The following is a 16965-nucleotide window of genomic DNA, read 5'->3' as shown; positions in this document are numbered from 1 at the left end:
AGCCGTGAGAGGACGTTTACGATGGATCGCCACAGGCGGTAAGTTCAACCATCAGCGGATAGGCGAAAGACGTCGTCCCGCTCTCGGCGGCTGAGCACGCAAGTGACAGGAAGGTCTTTCGCCGCTCTTGATCGAGTTCGGAGACAACTTCGCAATAGGCGCCAGCGAGCGGATGTTCGAACTGCCACATCCAGATCGTCAGCGCTATTTGGCTGGCCTCTACATCGCCGCATTCAAGTAGATCGTGAACCTGCTCGCGTAGTCTTGCGGCTTCCGCCGCTTCGTCGTTCTCGAACGCTCCCAGCGATGCGAGGGCCTCGATAATCGAGCTCGAGAGGAAAAGGTGCTGATCCGAATGCAGATCATGCAATGCGTCGATAATCTCCTGTCGAACGCTATCTGGCTCACGATGCGCAAAGTGTGCGGCTTGAATGAGATCGAGTTGGAGGTGATAGGGTGCAAACCGATATGTTTCCCTAAGCCAAGTTGGAATCAGGCTAGCAACGTGCGGGCCATCGTTCCAGGCGATCCGATCGAGTATCAGCAGCAGATAGATCTGCCCATGCGTGAGCCTCTCCTTTCCAGCCCAAGCTCGAACAATGTCCGCCGCGACATTCGGTCCACGCCGGAGCGAACCTGCGTGCAAGCCTTTCGACATGTGGCCGATCATCGGACCGTGACGTCCGTGGACATAGGTCAGTTGGAACAACCCGCTGCGAATGCCGATCTTCTTGTCGGTCAGTAGAGACCGCAACCGGAGAAATTCATTCTCGAGCCGTCTATCGACGGTCGCAATGATTTCGAACACTGGCTCTATGAACGAACCCGAGACAAACTCCGATGGCAGCGCCTTGACGAATTCCACATCGATAGCCGACCATCTTCCGGCAGTCGCATCCGTTCGGCGAAATGGCGGATGTTCGGTTTCATCATATTCAAAGCTTAGTGTCTCAGCCTCTTCCGCCATGCGGGCAATAACCGTGTTCGCTCGCTGGTGTGCCCATTGCTGAGCGAATGATCCGCAGGTGCCTTCGAGGCAGTCCGCGAAGACCTCGGGGATGCAGATGCCCTCCAGCACTCCAAGTTGGAGCCGATCGTCGTCGATGGCACCGACAATTGCTGCACCGCGGCCACGATGCAGAGGTTGCCTGAGGGCATCGAGAATCTTGCCCAGGTCACCATCGGCATCTCGAATGATGGCTTCCGCGGCAAAGACGTCCAGATACATTTCATGGCCGAAACTCACGCGCCCGCCGCGTCGAACAACCAGTCCGGCACGTTCAAGAGCATCGAGCAGAACGGAATTGAAGCCACATGCCTCAGTGATTCGATCAACCTCTCGTGACGTCAGGCTGAAAGACAAACGATCCGAAAGAGTTTTGGCAATCAGCACCAACAGCGAGATGGCCTGGGCATTTCGAGAGCCGAGACGGTGCCGCACGAACGCGGCAAAGAGGGCCGATCGATTATCCGGCTCGGCGATGCTGTCCTGGAGCTCGCCGATCATCCGGGCCTCAAGGCCGGTCTTCACGGCCCCTATCCAACTTCGTGCTGACGAATGGATCGGACTTCGCGCGGCCGCGCCTGCAATCGCCAGTTTAGCCTCCTCGCTGATGGGGGCCAGATGCACCTCCGGGGTGCCGAGCAATTCTGGGAGAGGCAGGCCAATTTGGCTCGTGATGGCGACATTCGCGCCATAGCGATCACCCATTGCGGCGATCGAGCGAACGAGCGTCTCACGATTCTGCTCGGCGCATTCATTGTAGCCGTCGATGATCAACAGGACCGCCCGGTCGAGCCTCAGACATGCCGCCAGCAGGGTTGCCGCCGAAGGTGCCCCCAGCAATGTCGCTTCGCGATTTATCAGACGCCCGAAGTCACCTTCAAAATCCTTGGCGCCGACGAAGATCGGAACCCGCCCGCGTTCAGCAGCGAGGATGCCGGATCGGCATGCAGCCAGGGTCTTGCCACAGCCCGATCGACCGATGAGTGCGATGCTATCTCCGGCGGCGACGGCCTCCGCGAAGCCTAGCGATGTCTCGATGCCGGGGGCGCCTTCGCATGGTATTGATATGAGTTCGTTGGCCTTGGCTTGGTAGGTGGCTCGGAATTTAATCAAATAGGCATCGACCAGCTTCTCGGCGGCGTCGAGTTTGCCGTCGCTGGCTGCGGCAATACTCGACACCTTGCGTAGACCAAGATCGGCGGCAAATGCGTGCCATTGCGCCAGGCTTACTCCCGACGACCCATTCCCCTGCGTCACCCAAGCGCAAAGGTCGGTTAGATCGCCGATGCGTACCTTGAAGTCACCGGCCGGGATCTCGGAACCATGGGGGACTTGGGGTGCAAAAATGACGGCACCAGGAAAATAAGGCGTTGATGATCTGAGAAACACGGTAAGCCGGTCTCGCAGCGCCAGACGTGCTTCGTCCGCCTGACGGACGGGGCTGCGGAATGGCGCCCACCGGCCGGTGCCCCTGCGAGCGGCCCAATCCGCTGCGCTATTGGCCTGCCCTCTGACTGGCGTCCGGTTTCCCTTGGCTTCGACGAGTAGAACCTGTCGCTCCGTCGAGACGACCAGATCGATCTGGCGACCGATGTCGAAGTTTGCGAGCAGTATGGCCGGCATCTCTGCATCGTGCAGCGCTCCGGCTGCTGCTTCGAGCACAGCTCGATCTGAAGCCGTCGTGACTAGATCGCCGATGTAGATCGTCAGGCCACCTACTGGTGCTAGCGTTACTTCATCGCCAGCGACGGTGGTCTCATTCAGTGGACGTCCCATGCGCCGTTCCATCTCTTCTGTCGTATCTTCCATCGTTGACGCGCGCGTCTAATAGTCCTCTCGCTCATAGCCAACCTCGGACCAAAGCATGGCCTCCTGCTGCGCTTTTAGATCACTGAGCTTCATCGGAATTTCCCGAAACTCCAGATTATACATCGGCATCTGCCAGTTGTTCTGAATCCAGGCGGGATGCAGGTCGGTTGCGGCCTCGGTGATGAGTTGTTCGGCATCGAGCCGCTGAAACAGCTCGCCGGTCAGCCGGCGGCTATCCTCAAAATTTTCCATGTCCACGAATTCAAGTTGGTTCCAGACGTCCGCCACGGCTTGCAGGCCACGTCGGTCGAACAACCCAAGCGCATTCATGGCCTCGGCGAGGCTCAGCACCGGAGGATAGAAACCGAGGGCGATCGCTCCGAGCTGGGGCGGCTCATTCCAATATGGTTGGCCATCCTCGTGAAGTTCGATATCGGCATAGAGGGTACTTTCACGGCTGTAGCGGCTCCAGTTGGGAACGATATATTCACCGGCATAGCCTTCGAGATAATGACCCTTCCGCGAGTGGTCGACGTACTCGCGGAGCTGGCTGATGTTGACCGGCTTCCAGTTCTGAGCCTCGACGTAAATTAGTCGGCCGAGATGATCGTAGAAGACAGAAGTGAGCTTGCCTGCCTGGCGGCTCACTAGCTTCTTCGGGCAACGCACCAGATCCATCAGGATCATGATCTTGGCGCATTCCTCCTCGCAGAAGCCTTCTAGCACGTGGGCCTCGCGCGAATGGTCGATGAGTTGCACTGCCGCATTCCAGTAGCCCTGCGCACTCTTGAGTATGATCGGCAAGCCCTTTGCCAATAGGTCGAGTTGGGCGGCGCGCGGCATGTTACACAGCATGCTGGCATGTCGGTTACCGAAAGGGACTCGATCAACTTTCTTCTCTGCAGACTTCGAGCCCTCGTTCGATCCGCCGACCATTTCACCTTCCTTTGTTCGAGCCAAGCACCTCAATTAATAGTACAGGTAGGCACGTTTCTGCGTGGGTAGTTCGAGCAACGGGGAAAATCCTCTGGCAGCTACCTTAACAGGTTTATGATACCAGTTTCCGAAAGGCAATGTAATCAGCGCGTCACGGCTAGCTTGACAGAACGCTCACACTTGGGTTGCTCATGCAACCCCTGCCTTCCCGAAAGGGCGGGTGTGCAAACGGAACAGAACAATGAGCGTTCACACCATTAGATTGTTATTACGTAATCAACCTCCTATTCTCGTTGCCTTCTTGGTTTCAATAGTGGTGATAGCGTATCTGTTCTCAATGTGGCCAGAAGCGAAAGTTATTAGAGGCGTAAATTGATAACTGCTAATCAGTTGGCCAGCTTTCGACGATTCATCCGAGAGAACAATGACAACAATTTGTCTACCTTTAGAGCTGTGAGAAGCACTTGAACACAATTCCAAATAAGGGACAATGGCCCTCTCTGATGCGTTCGGGTTTCATCCTTTTCACCTGCGAATAAAAGGCAGAAACCTTGACGAGTCCAGATATGGACAGTATGCTTCTATCAAGATTCCAAAGGAGATCGAAACATGCGTGTGGCACATATCCATGAAACAGACCACGGTGTTCCATCAGTCAATTTGGAACTTATCACAGACAAAGATCGTCGTGACGTGAGCGCTCCAGGCTTGAAAGCCTTCAAAGTGATCACAGACCGTTGGGGTTTGAGTGAAGCTCAGCAACGCATACTTCTTGGTGAGCCGAGCCGTTCCACCTTCTATGGTTGGTTGGCCAAAGCGGCAAGAGGTGACGATATCACCTTAAGCTTGGATACTTTGCTGCGGATCTCGAACGTGCTTGGCATTCACAAAGCGCTGACCATCCTGTTCACTGTCGATGCGGAAGCCATGACGTGGTTCAAAGGGCAACACAACGGGCAACCGTTTGTTGGGCAATCTCCGCTTGATGTCATGCTCAATGGCAAACCGGATGATCTTTCAACTGTCCGCCGTTATCTCGATGCCTGGCGTGGTGGGTTGCGTGGTGCACCGGACACTGAAAGCGGTGTTGCGCCAGTGACCTCGGAAGATATTGTTTGGGCATGAGTGCTTATGATTTAGATGATGTCAAAGGGTGCACCGCCCCAGACAGAACACATCGGCTTATTCCTTCGCAATTTCCACCATTGGACGCTTTTGATATGGCGGAGAATGCGGAGGAAGCCCGCGCCATCCTGAAGCTTGAAAGCTGGACAAATGACCGGCTCTCAGAATCCCGCCTAAAACGCTTACCAGCTGAAGAACTGGTGTTTGGCAAACCAAATGCATCTGTCATCCTTGCTGCCTTCGTACATGGATCCCCCAATGGACTACGGTTTTCGAGCCTGTATTTGGGTGCATGGTACGCCTCAAGCTCCATCCAGACGGCTATGGCTGAAGTTACCAACGGCTTACGCCGAGAATTGTCTCTAAGCGCCTTGCCTGAAATCACACAGGTTTATCGCGAATACACCGCCAAACAGGATGGCAACTTTGTTGACATCCGCGACGGCCATGACGACCTGCATAATCCTGACGTCGCGTGTTACGCAAACACACAAACCTTCGGTGAAGCCGTTAGAGCTTCAGAATGGCATGGCATTGCCTATCGCAGTGTCCGAGATCCAGATGGACAGAATTGGGTAAGTTATCGCCCGTCCCGCATCAACGATGCCCTCCAGGCGCGACATTTCAAAGTAAAGCTGGGCCTGACCGGCAAGGTCTTTGTGGAAGAACTTCACGCAAATTAATAACAACCGTGCAGTGCAACCCTATTCGGCAGAATATTATTGCAAATAAGGGACGAATTTACAGTATGAGCCGATGTATTCTTGAATCTGATGAACATGACGTGATTATCGGATGGGACCCTCCGATTGGCAGCTTCTTCCTGCAAGTACTCGAACCCGGTGGTGATATACCACTTATATGGGAAGGGAACGGCCCTCGTACATATGCTGTCCCTGACGAATTGATCAAGCTGGCGGTCAAGTTCAGCAGACCTTTCGACCAAGCTTTGCTGCGCATTGAGCTTATGAAAGATCAGGCAGCTCATCTGGAACGCCATTATGAAATCCATGGCGATATTTTCTGGGGGACGCCTGCAAACTCGGCTGAAATTGATGATACTCATCAGAAAGCGGCATCTCCTCATCGAAGCGAGGACGTTGAACGAGAAGAATGCCAGCATAGAGAGAACTCTTCCCCTGATTGGGTAGATGCTGCGAAAACGCGCAGGGAAGAATTGAGACGAAACTTCACTCAAAATGCTCAAAGTGAGAGGGAGGTTTTTGAGGATGGTACTTGCCAGTTTTGCAAAAATTCGCTGAACCGTGGTGCATCGACCTGTGCCAGTTGCGGTGCATTTAAGTATTCGGTTGAACAGCGTCTATTACCTGGGCTCTTCATAGCCTGTCTGCCAGCTCTTTTCCTGATGTTGTTAATGGGTGTTTCTGGACTATTTGTCTTGATTTTTCCGATTGGGATTTATGTGTTGGCTAAGAAAAAACATGCAGCCCATAAAGGGTGGGCTCCACCACGCAGTCAGTGGTAGCGGACTCTATGGGCGTTTGGGCAAACTGAACGATTACGGCAGAACCTAAGAAAAACTTCATCTGGCGAGGTTTGAGACTATCTTAAGTCAGCCGGCTTAACCGACACTTTATGGATCTATCTTGTCTTCTGGGATCTATTTCTAAACGTGATTGTCAGCGCGGACAGCCACGCAGTCGTCTTTCCAAATAAGGGACATGGGCATGATGATTGAAGAAAACTCCGTTATCGCTGATGCACTTCACACCCTGAAAATGCTGCATAACGAAAAGGTGCAGCACAGAGAAACTATAGAGCATTTGCAACTTGAATTGGCCGGGCTGGCAATCCCCCCTCTGCCCTCAGATCAGGAAATCCGGTTGTTATCTCATACAGAACGCAGGGCAATTGTGGATATTTATGCGTATCGTGAAAATCTTTTGCGAAAGATATCAGGATCGCAAAAACGCGCCGAAGATGTTGATCGGGAAATTGCGCATTGGGAAAAATTAGCCAGATAGCGATCATTCACCGGCGAAAGCCGTAACAAGCTCAAAGACCCTTTCTAGTGTTAAAGTCGATCAAAGAAAAACCCCGCGATAAGCGGGGTTTTCTGTGCTTTCCTTATGCGGCATCCTGAAGGGAAAAGGGCTTTGCCTCTTTCTTTTTTGCAGGATCCGGTTTTCTAAGGTGAGCCAGTTTGCCGCAAAATCCCTGGCCATTGAAGGGGGTTTGCGCGGTTGGAACCGGCGCAGGGATTTTGGTCCTTGCCAACACTGCATTGTCTTTAAAAAAGTACGGTGTGTCTGCGACAATAGGACGATTGTATCGACGATAGGCCAAAACGATCTGTTGGCCAGCACGCCATACGTCGTCTGTATCTGACGACATCAGATCTGACGGCGAGAAGACAGGTTTTCCTTTCAGGGAACGACTTTCATTGACGTCATTTGCCCTGTTTTGCCCTTTATTATCACTGAAGCTTTCGACAATGCCGAACAACAAATCTCCGAAGATGCCAAATGGCCTTATCCGTTGAGAACTTTCGCTCTGTTCATAGATCGTCTGATTGCCAATCATTTCGGAAATCTCTTTCGCCGTCGACCCGTCAGACAGAGGTAAAATGATTTTCCACTCTGTCGTATCGAGCAACGATTTTAGGCCGTCTGCCCCATAGGTCTCTTTGATCTGACCATAGGACTGGGCAATCAACAAGTTGCCTACCTTCTGCCCGCGGCCAACGGCCGGGCCAGAAAGGAGCGTTGTCATTTTTGGCAGCTGCGCGAATTCATCGAGCAGGAACAAGACCTTTCTTGCCGTTTTGACAAAAGCCGGTGATTGGGAAATCAAGCGCGATTGCATGGCTTCTGTGAGCATCACCATGATTGGTGCCATCGGTTTAATGTCTTCGAGAGACACGATAATATAGAGCGTGACCGGATATTGTTTTCCGTCAGCACCTGTCATGCCGCGCATATCATCCAGGCGAAAATCCGAGGTTGAGGTGCGATCACGAACCGTCTGCATTTTAAAGATGGCCAGCCCGTTATCCAGTGTCGAGAAAATCGACCCGCGTTCTTCAGGCGGCGTGTTTTTGAGCGATATCAGCTCCTGGCGCACGCGATCAGGATAGCCGTAATCATTGCAGCGATCGATCATGGATTGAAGCGCCCCATCATGGGCATTTCCCTGTTGCTCCTTGTTGCCGTCCTGGGCGCCTCCATGCTCGTCAACGGCATTAGACCAAATGTCGATTAATCTCCCCATATTCGGCTCAATGCCATCTGCTTCGCAATACGCAATGGTGTAGCCCATCAGCGCGAAACCAGCTGATCGAGCGCGGTCAATAAAGTGTTTTGAATTACCGCCGCCACCGGCCGGTTCCGGAACCAGTCCAAAAACCAGCTTTTGCAAATAACCCTCTCGATCTGCCTGCATTCCTGCGATCGCCTTGGTCAAGTGAGTGACTTCGTTTTTCATAACTCCCGCAATCTTGCCTTTTGCGTCGGGAAGCAATTCTGCAAGCTCTTCCGGGCTTCGAACGATCCAGTTTTCCCAGTCATTATTATGACTGATTTCCTTTAACAGGGTGACACGTGCGTCAAGGGCGCGTTTGCCATATAGCTTCTCAAGCGCGGCATCGAGCTTCATCATGTTCTCGAATAATTTCCCTCCATCGGGGAGGGAATGCGTTGGGGACAGCGGATTCCATCGTGCACCACTGTTACCCCGCGGCTCGAAACGCAAAACAGCCGAACATTCAGAACGATAACCAGCTGTCTCCTGATAAAGCTCTCCTTTAATATCGAAGATGAACATCGACCAGTCGCGCATATGAGCGTTGAGAATTGTCGGTATTGCAACCCCGGATGTTTTCCCCGACCCAGGGGCAGCGAGGACCAGACTGGTCAGCGTGGCATTTGTTTGCAGATATTTTTTGTGAAATTTTCCAAGAACAATCCCGCCTTGATCAAGCAGGTTGGTCGACATTGAATTTTTTGGCGAGAACCACGTATCGCGCCAGCGTTTCCAACGCTTCAAATCCTTCATCGTAGCAACCCTTGAATTACCATGAATGGTTCGGAGCTTGTCGTGCGGGTTTTGCAATCGGATGACGATTGTGGCCAACAGCCCGATTAGCAACATGATCGCCGGCACCTTGGGCATTGGCCACCAGATTGCCCAGGCGTTTTGAAACCAGCTTGCATAAAAATCCGCGACGCGTTCATAGTCATAGACAAACAGCCGAAACCAGTTTGCGGTATCGACGAGCCAGTTCCCGGCAAAGCCTTTAAAGGCCAATATCCAGAAGCCTGCAAAGCCGAGCATGGCCAGACATAAAAACAAAAGACAAAAGAACCAGGCACCGGCCGACACCTTCATATTGAAAACCGAACTGCGTCGTGGAATTGCCCAGGACAGGAACAAAAAGGCAGGACCTGCTACTGCCAGGGTAAAAAGCGCAGCCCCTTCCTGACCTCGCGAAAGCATGGCGTCGATCGGCCAAGACAGCATCACGGCAGCAATAAATGAAAAAAACAGGGGCAAAGCCGCGTTTTTGTTCCATTGATTATGGCGATCAAGCGCTTCAACGCGCTTGTTGATTTTCATATTCATTGCGCGACCTCCATAAATTTGGGTCCGGTCCCCTCGCCCTGCAGAAGACCTTCATTGACTTGCATTTGCTCAATTGGATCAAGTGAGCCGGCATAACCCGGGCTGTGATTGTCCTGGTTGACTTGTACCGGTCGAAGCATGGCAAGCATCATGCCCATCATCTTGAGGTTTTCCTCTTGGTTCGGGGTCAGCGGCTTGCCTCCATTAATCCCGTAGATGATCATGTTTCTCATCTCTTCAGGAGCCGGCAGTCGGGGAAATACCGGTTCACTCGCGAGTTCTTCGCGCACCTCACGTTTGGCGAGAGCTTCTTTTGCGCTGATGACATCGGTTATTCGTCGACTGTCGGATTTACCGTTATCGCCGTGGACCTGCTTGACCTGAATGATCAGCGCAACGTTATCGGCAAATAAGTCCATCATGCCGCCCAGCTCGGTTTCAGCACCGCCGGAGAGGGCGACGCGCCGGCGCCACCCCCGCAACCCGTCCAGAGGCGTATTGGCGTGGCTGGTCGCACTGAATGAGTGGCCGGTGTCCATGATTTGCAACGCGGCAGCCGCGTTTCTGATCGACAATTCGGATATCCAGAATTGATCAGGGTTAAGACGTACCACTGCATCGATGAGGTCGGCCGCTGTAACCCTCAATGATCCGTCATAGCGGGCATAAATAAAATGCCGTTTGTCGCGGTTTTCAAATTCCAGTTCCCTGGTATCTTCAAGCGTGATCACGCGGTCTTCCCGGGGCACATCTTTTGCCGCCAGGTTCAAAACCGTGGTTTTACCGGCGTTGGTACCACCGAGGATCAGGACGGTTTTGCCGTCGGCAAAGCACTGCCTGATCCGGTCCTGAACACGATTAACCTCATCTTTCGGCCAATCAGCGAGATAATCTTCCCAGGTAACATTGATGCGCCGTTTTAGACGGATTGAGCAGGCCAGATGATCTTCATCAACTGTGGGGCCTGTAATACCCATAAAGCGATGGCCATCGGGTGTTTTGCAAGCAAGCAAAGGCATTTGCGGGCTGTATTTCACTCCGTGCGCATTTGCAAGAGAGTGAAACAGGTCGTTCATATAGCGTGCATCTATGAACTCGAAATCCTTTTTCGTGAGCCATTGTTTGCCTGTGCCAGCGACATAAATGTACCCTTCTTCGGGGCCGTTAAGGGTGAATTCTGTCGCATTTCCTTTCCACCTTGGCAGGCTCAATAACCTGCCAAGAGGTTTATAGGTTTCAAGAAGCGTGGCTGAATAAGGAGAACTCATTGCCACCCCCATGTCGTCGCACAGTTACTTTTATCTACTGCTGACAGGGTTGGATAACTCCACCCTCCATACCAACTGATTGTTCGAATGAACGACGGATTGTTCGGTTCGCTTCGGATGAATTGCTTTGGCGCACTTTTGCAGGTGTTCGACAGCACCTCGCCAATAACTTCGCCATCGTCCCGCTTTACTGTTTTCTTGCCGTCGGCCAACGTCCAAGAACAATGGTAATAGTCTGTCGCTTGCGCGACATGATCTTCATTCCGGTAGTCTGTGTATGAATAGCTTCCACACACGTTTTGGGTCTGCCAATTTGTGGGTTGCTGATATTGATCGTGATAATCAGGACCCCAGGTTATTGCTGTTGTACACCCGTTCCCCTGGTTAAGTGATTCTGCTTCGCCCAGAATATTATCAAATGTCGAAATACCGTCTCCACGCAGATAACGATCGACCGAATTTTGGTTCATCATTTTGGTGCAGGAGCCGTCTTCATAGAAGATTTCGCCCGTAGAAACTTTCATGTTCTTCTGAAAGGTATAAGGGATCTCAGCGGCCCCTTCCCTCACCTGCGCTTCGCTGACAACCAGCTTGTCATTTGGTGTATCGATATAAATTTCCGTTTTCGGAAATGACACCAGGGCTTCGTCATTATTTTCGTAACCAGCAACCCGAACCTGGTGGACATAGAGCAGATCATTGTCCTGCAGGCATTCAGACAGGACGATTTCGGGTTCTCCCGGGAATTTATATTTCCACCGGGCTGCGCCGTAGGACTGACCCGACGAAAGATAATGATAAAAGGTCGTTTCACAGCCCGCAGCATCCTGAAAGGCTGTCGTCGACTGGCTGTCATCCGGCGCACAGTCCGTAATGGCGACAGCCTGATCATCGACCATGATCTCAATCCGGGATTGTTTGAAAACAACCCGGTTACCGCTCTCAAGTCCAAGCTGCACCTTTGTTGGTGCAAGATCTTCGCAAGCGGTCGTATTTTTAATATGAGGATAGGTTTTTCCGCTATCCGTACATTCCGAGACCATTTTGTGCTGACCACCCTCGACATAATACAGTCGGGTCTGCTGGTGGCTAATGCCTGCAACAAAATCATGCCTTGGTGTACACCCGTCTTCCGTCTCGGTAAGCGGAATGGTGCTGCTTTCCATCCGCTGACAACCTGTTACTTCGATTTCATTCCAGGCGCTGGAAATGTTTTTTGACTGGTACACCCACTTTCCGCGCTCAAAAACCATGTTGTTAACCAGGTCGACTTCATAGGTGCATTCATCCGGTTTTTGAAAGATATCGTAAACCAGCTCTACGTCTTTCTGGCATTCGCTATCGACGACCTGGTTGGTGCCCCCATTGTCGACGTAAAAACGTTTGAAAGATGCCCAGGCCTTGTGGCTGTTCATGTCGACAATATCCTGGCAACTCGCATAACTTCGTGCCAGGGGGTAGTTCGTGCCGTTTGGCGAACATCCTCCCTGGGGGGAACCATTTACAAGTTTTTGACTTTGTTGCTTTGCAACCCCTCCTTCGAGATCGACAAGAATATCGCAACCCATTGTCGTTTCGGCGATAACATCTTCAGCTTTCGCCAGTTGCGGGGTCTCTTTTTCGGGGTCCGGAATGTTGATGTCTTTAAAGGCTGAATTTTCAGCCTGACCATTTCCAGAGGTCTTGTATTTTCCGGCATCACCCCCGGGTGCAGTCCTCGCAGACGACACCGGAGTATCCGCAACAGCTGCGTCGTCTGACATCAGGGACATTGCACTGGTCACCAAACCATCAACATCCCCTTCTGCATAAATCATTTCATTGCTGTTGATCACGGGCATGGTTTCGGAAATCCGAAAGCGACTTTCCAGGGCATTTTGCAATTGTGAGGATGCAGCAGTGTCAGTACGTTGAATTTGCGCCCATGCAATAGACGACGGCACCAACCCCTCAACCGGTTCACCCGATTTTACCGTACCAACAAGCTGTACGGTGTTGCGCATGTCCTGTGTGCCGATTGATGGGTCGGTAATTCTGGCGCGGACTTGTGCGTCTTTCCCAACAGCAACCTCGTCGACAAACGATAATTGCATTTTCAACGCCGGTTTATCTGTAGAAGCCTGTCGGCTTGCAGTAGGCGAAGTTGCTGTTGCTGTTTTTTCGGCGCTGGCGCCCGTCGCATCGCCGTCCGAAGCCGTGTTCTGCTCAGCTGCGGGTGGTGATGTTGTGTTAAAAATATCCGGGGTCTCCTGCGCTTGCGCACAAGGCACCGACCAGCAAAAAATAATCCCAAGTGCCAGGATGAGTTCGCGTGCGCGAACCATTTGGACAGGCATGTTAACCTCCAAAAAATGTCCAATTTTCCCGGCAAGGATAATTTTTAACTCAGTATTTTGTCGCTTGCGCCGCGAGGCTGCGCGTGCCGTTACTGCTTGAGTCCCCACTCGAAGCAGCCTGGTTCCCCTGGTCCTTTTCTTTCAAATTGTCATTTGCAGCAATGACACCTTCGGAATCAGTGAAAGGTACGATTTCTGTTTCTTTAAAATACAGATCCGTTGTCGGCTTGATCAAAAGCCGGGTTCGTACCGGGATCGTCATGATCGGGCGCAAATCCATATTACGCTCAAGCATTTCGCCGACGACACGGGTTGTACCATCAACCATGATTTGCTGACTTGCACTGTTGAGATAATCGTCGCCGACCGAAAGCAGTTCTGTGCCTGTGGCGACGATGCCAGAAAGCAATAAGGGTGACACGATTTTTTCAAAATTGTGGTTATCTACCGGGCCATGCAGACCCATACGGCCCATTGCATCTTCTGCAGGAAACCCGTTGGACAAGTAGAGAGAAGAGCCGTCAGGACGCAAGAAACGCTTCCATGCAACATTGATGCGGGTGTCCCCCTGTTGATCCAGTGTGGTATAGTCTCCTTCGGCCCATGTTTCCGGCTCCAAAAGCACCAGAGCTTTACCATGTCTTACGGCATGGAAGCCCATCACCGGACTTTCAATCTTACAGCTGATCGTTCCTTCCAACTGCGTATTGATCGTTTTCTGGGTCACACAGGGAATTTCCTGAATTGTCGTAATGACCCGTGACAGATCTACCGGATAGTCAAAAACACGCCGTCCAGGGCTGTTCTCATCAGAAATATCTTCCTGGCTCATCCGGTACTTTTTGGGGCCTTCGGGCGCAGGTATCTCGACCGTCGAAATGGTCGAGGGCATTGCCTGGTTACGCTCAGCTATGATGCGTTGAATTAATTCTTCTCGGGCATCTAAAGTGACAGAATTTTTTTTCTTTTCGGGCAATACCCGCGCACTCAGCGGAACCGAGATTACCAGAGCCTGATTTATCACCCCGTTATTCGTTTCTCCAGTCACCAGTAATTCGCCGTCGACTGGTACCAAACCTGCCTGATAGGACAGATCGACGCTGCAAGAGGTGTTTTGCAATAAAGTCGTACCAACACAATTGCTGGCTGAAATCGAGATATTATCGGCAGTTTCATCGACGCGATTAAGATAAATCGATGATTGCCCGACATTGGTAATCTTAACACTGCGTTCTGCACGCAATCCCGATTTGATCTCACCAAAATCAACAGCGACCGGTACGGCCGATAACTCTCCAGGTGCGGATTTTGGTTCGGGCTTGCGATCGTTTTCAGTAACATCGATGACGATAACCGACGTGCCAATTTCTGTGCCGATAGCATCTGTCAGAGTGATACGCAAAGTTTGGCCGGGCGCATAAACATCATCATCCAGCAGTTTGAGGCGGATATCCTTGCTTTGCTCTCCATCTTCAAAGGCGAGCAGTCCATTTCCGAGATCAAAGACGTTGTTGGCCAGGCCCGTGCTAGGTTCAAGCCGATATCTGACACTGACGCGTCGACCGTTTGACAGGCTTTTTGTCACCGGTACAACGATTTCACCTATATCCTCACGCACTGCGGCATGATCCTGCGCAAAACTGACCACCGGCCAATCACCGATTTGCAGCGTAGAGGGCAACGCTCCTTTTTGTGACGTTTCTTCGCTGTCTTGCTGTTTGTCTGACTTTTCGTCTGCGCCAAAAATCATGACCCAGATGGTTTCCCAGACAGAAGGTTCTTCTTCCTGAGCGATTGCCACCTGGAACGGGTAGGTCAACAGAAACAACAAAATCAGAGCTTTTCGCATCATCATTATTGTTCCGACCGACGGGTATTCGCACCCTTCCAAAGGATGCAGACTACTTTCTTGTCGCCGTTTCCAAGAAACAGATTTCTACCGACAGATCGCACTGCGATGATGTTTGATTTTTCGCCAACTGCCTCTGTTGTTACAGGACTATTGTAGTCGTCAATGACCTGCAAAATTGCAGGTCGCTGCATGATATCCGATCTGTCTTCGTTGTATTTCAGATAGGTGAAAATATTGTCATGCCAGACTGAGTCTGGCGCGATCTCACGCGAATCTTCATTATCAAGAGCAATCTCATAATCATCGGTGCGAACTTCTGTCGGATCAAATGTGATGGCTCTGATCCAGTCCGGCTTGTTATTTTTTTTATCCGCCCGGCCGGCTTTGCTTGGCTCTGACGGAGATGCCGGTGATTTTGATGTCGTTACCCCCTCAACATAAGCTGCACTAACCGTACTGCTGGGGGGATCAACGACATCCACCCAAAAATCAGGTACTGTGTCGGTATCGTGTGAGAAGCTTGACAGGATGAATTTATATTGCCGCTTGCCGCGTTTTCCAAGAAGCGTCAAAGGCGTGTCGGCCCCGGTTCGGCCTTTATTAACAGATACCTTAATCACGTTCTTGCGCGTGATTTGTCCAGACTGATCTTTTGGATAATCAGCTTGAAACACGGTCGGGTCGCCTATGTAAATTTCTTCGATCGATTCATCGATCGGCAAAAATATAGTGGTCCCGGCCAAATTGCGGACATTGATGAATGGTGCATTATAGGGATCATAAATGATCTCTTTTATGCCTTTACCCACCTGGTCCTTCTCTTTGCTGACTTTATCATCATAAAGCACTTCCTGCTTCGACCGCAAATCGCATTCATAGCAGTCAAGGTCCTCATCCCCGCCGGTTTGCCCTTGCATCGTTTGGACCCCGCCACCTGCGACGTCATCGATCAAACCTTGGGCATGACCCGAGAACGGCAAAAAGATCATCGCAAGACCGATTATGTGTCCTTTTTTCATCGTCAAACCTTATTGCCTATGACCGGGGTCGGAACGAAATCTGTGACCATGAACCCTTGCTGGTTCAGAAACCGATTTTGATAGGAACCGGTCAAATGATCGAAACGTGTCCACATCTGAATGATCAATTTTGTTTTATTGATCAGGAAACAGCCTTTGCCATTTTCCTGACCCTGGTATTTTTCATCACTACAGTCGAAAGTCGCACGCCCGACCGGTTGGCCATATTCAGCAACCGTGATGCGAAACTCCCACTGTATCTCGCTGCCCTCGGATGTGGTTCGGTAGCCTTTAAAAATCCCTTCGGAATCAAACGATACAACCCGGCTGATGCTTTTTTTGATCAAGGAATTGATATCGCTGTTTTCGGCTAGAAACTGCGCATAAACCTGTTCACTAGACCGAAGCGCTATGTAACCGCACATATCATCAACATAACCACGATCATTCGTCTGAACACATTTGTCAGCCCAACGACGTGACATCTCGCTCGCCACAGGGACGACCTCATATCTGTATGTGACATACCGTGCTGCTTCCCACTCACTGAGAATACGTTCACCGTCAGATCCGGGCTTCAAAATGCGGGTGCGTACCGTTGTGTTGTTGATATCGCCAATTTGAACAACCCAAGGAACATCCCGTTTCAATGGCATCAGCATCTGAAGTAAATTCACTTGCCCATAAACCGCAAAAACAAGAATTACATTGAGAATGACCGAGATCTTGTAACCCAACTGGCGTGCATGTACGTCGTTGCCATTACGCTTCTTTGTTGGGAAATCTCCGACCTCATCCTCATGAGCTTCATTGCCGAGAGACACTTCCTGGATAATACGATCGCGTCGAGAAACAAAAAAATTACGCATTCGGAACGCGCCAACGCTTGATCGCCTGTATGTCCTTATCGGTTGGCGGAACGTTTTCGAGTGATCGACATGCACAAGGTGAAACCTTGTAATCGTCAATGCCACGGCCGGTTCCGATAACTTCCATGTCATCGCGCGTGTTTGTACAGCCAGAAACAACGAGG

General features: G+C 51.4%; 12 protein-coding genes. 4 read left to right on the top strand and 8 right to left on the bottom strand.

Going from position 1 to position 16965, the window contains the following annotated elements; genetic code table 11:
* Positions 1-16: 16 nt before the first annotated feature.
* On the bottom strand, positions 17-2815 hold the full coding sequence (locus THS27_RS21760) for an NACHT domain-containing NTPase (RefSeq protein ID WP_085594445.1): 2799 nt from the start codon (positions 2813-2815) through the stop codon (positions 17-19).
* 15 nt (positions 2816-2830) lie between these two features.
* Positions 2831-3751, bottom strand: coding sequence for a hypothetical protein (locus THS27_RS21755; RefSeq protein WP_210402974.1), 921 nt, complete (start codon positions 3749-3751; stop codon positions 2831-2833).
* A 609-nt stretch (positions 3752-4360) separates the two neighbouring features.
* Here THS27_RS21755 and THS27_RS21750 point away from each other — a divergent pair.
* The 4 genes from THS27_RS21750 to THS27_RS21735 all read left to right on the top strand — a co-directional run bounded on the left by THS27_RS21750 (position 4361) and on the right by THS27_RS21735 (position 6861).
* On the top strand, positions 4361-4876 hold the full coding sequence (locus THS27_RS21750; RefSeq protein WP_085594443.1) for an MbcA/ParS/Xre antitoxin family protein: 516 nt from the start codon (positions 4361-4363) through the stop codon (positions 4874-4876).
* The gene (locus tag THS27_RS21745) at positions 4873-5559 is read left to right on the top strand and encodes an RES family NAD+ phosphorylase (RefSeq protein WP_085594442.1); all 687 of its coding nucleotides are present in this window, start codon (positions 4873-4875) and stop codon (positions 5557-5559) included. Before THS27_RS21750 ends, THS27_RS21745 begins: the two co-directional genes overlap by 4 nt.
* Positions 5560-5624: 65 nt before the next feature.
* Complete coding sequence (locus THS27_RS21740) at positions 5625-6362, top strand: hypothetical protein (RefSeq protein ID WP_085594440.1); 738 nt, start codon at positions 5625-5627, stop codon at positions 6360-6362.
* Positions 6363-6564: 202 nt separating this feature from the next.
* On the top strand, positions 6565-6861 hold the full coding sequence (locus THS27_RS21735; RefSeq protein WP_085594438.1) for a hypothetical protein: 297 nt from the start codon (positions 6565-6567) through the stop codon (positions 6859-6861).
* A gap of 103 nt (positions 6862-6964) precedes the next feature.
* On the opposite strand, the gene THS27_RS21730 is transcribed toward THS27_RS21735, so the two are convergent.
* Genes THS27_RS21730 through THS27_RS21705 form a run of 6 tightly spaced genes read right to left on the bottom strand, consistent with a single transcriptional unit; the run spans position 6965 to position 16801 of the window.
* The gene (locus THS27_RS21730; protein ID WP_085594436.1) at positions 6965-9457 is read right to left on the bottom strand and encodes a type IV secretory system conjugative DNA transfer family protein; all 2493 of its coding nucleotides are present in this window, start codon (positions 9455-9457) and stop codon (positions 6965-6967) included.
* Positions 9454-10725 (bottom strand): ATPase, T2SS/T4P/T4SS family, encoded by a 1272-nt coding sequence (locus THS27_RS21725; RefSeq protein WP_165791927.1) that lies wholly within the window; start codon positions 10723-10725, stop codon positions 9454-9456. Before THS27_RS21725 ends, THS27_RS21730 begins: the two co-directional genes overlap by 4 nt.
* Positions 10722-13169: a hypothetical protein gene (locus THS27_RS21720; protein ID WP_139835703.1), complete on the bottom strand. Its 2448-nt coding sequence runs from the start codon at positions 13167-13169 to the stop codon at positions 10722-10724. Before THS27_RS21720 ends, THS27_RS21725 begins: the two co-directional genes overlap by 4 nt.
* A complete protein-coding gene (locus THS27_RS21715) occupies positions 13111-14916 on the bottom strand; it encodes a TrbI/VirB10 family protein (protein WP_085594430.1) in 1806 nt (601 codons plus the stop codon). The genes THS27_RS21720 and THS27_RS21715 overlap by 59 nt, the downstream gene beginning before the upstream one ends.
* Complete coding sequence (locus tag THS27_RS21710; RefSeq protein WP_085594428.1) at positions 14916-15932, bottom strand: TrbG/VirB9 family P-type conjugative transfer protein; 1017 nt, start codon at positions 15930-15932, stop codon at positions 14916-14918. The genes THS27_RS21715 and THS27_RS21710 overlap by 1 nt, the downstream gene beginning before the upstream one ends.
* A gap of 2 nt (positions 15933-15934) precedes the next feature.
* Positions 15935-16801 (bottom strand): VirB8/TrbF family protein, encoded by an 867-nt coding sequence (locus THS27_RS21705; RefSeq protein WP_085594426.1) that lies wholly within the window; start codon positions 16799-16801, stop codon positions 15935-15937.
* Between the last annotated feature and the right edge of the window lie 164 nt (positions 16802-16965).

It is taken from the genome of Thalassospira sp. MCCC 1A01428 (assembly GCF_002115825.1).
Taxonomy (GTDB): domain Bacteria; phylum Pseudomonadota; class Alphaproteobacteria; order Rhodospirillales; family Thalassospiraceae; genus Thalassospira.
Note: the sequence above shows the minus strand (reverse complement) of the source record. Positions and strands in the feature narration are given on the sequence as shown.

Excerpts from the sequence above, each read along its gene's own strand:
- THS27_RS21760 (WP_085594445.1), bottom strand. The coding sequence starts at position 2,815 with ATGGAAGATACGACAGAAGAGATGGAACGGCGCATGGGACGTCCACTG.
- THS27_RS21755 (WP_210402974.1), bottom strand. The coding sequence starts at position 3,751 with ATGGTCGGCGGATCGAACGAGGGCTCGAAGTCTGCAGAGAAGAAAGTT.
- THS27_RS21750 (WP_085594443.1), top strand. The coding sequence starts at position 4,361 with ATGCGTGTGGCACATATCCATGAAACAGACCACGGTGTTCCATCAGTC.
- THS27_RS21745 (WP_085594442.1), top strand. The coding sequence starts at position 4,873 with ATGAGTGCTTATGATTTAGATGATGTCAAAGGGTGCACCGCCCCAGAC.
- THS27_RS21740 (WP_085594440.1), top strand. The coding sequence starts at position 5,625 with ATGAGCCGATGTATTCTTGAATCTGATGAACATGACGTGATTATCGGA.
- THS27_RS21735 (WP_085594438.1), top strand. The coding sequence starts at position 6,565 with ATGATGATTGAAGAAAACTCCGTTATCGCTGATGCACTTCACACCCTG.
- THS27_RS21730 (WP_085594436.1), bottom strand. The coding sequence starts at position 9,457 with ATGAATATGAAAATCAACAAGCGCGTTGAAGCGCTTGATCGCCATAAT.
- THS27_RS21725 (WP_165791927.1), bottom strand. The coding sequence starts at position 10,725 with ATGAGTTCTCCTTATTCAGCCACGCTTCTTGAAACCTATAAACCTCTT.
- THS27_RS21715 (WP_085594430.1), bottom strand. The coding sequence starts at position 14,916 with ATGATGATGCGAAAAGCTCTGATTTTGTTGTTTCTGTTGACCTACCCG.
- THS27_RS21710 (WP_085594428.1), bottom strand. The coding sequence starts at position 15,932 with ATGAAAAAAGGACACATAATCGGTCTTGCGATGATCTTTTTGCCGTTC.
- THS27_RS21705 (WP_085594426.1), bottom strand. The coding sequence starts at position 16,801 with ATGCGTAATTTTTTTGTTTCTCGACGCGATCGTATTATCCAGGAAGTG.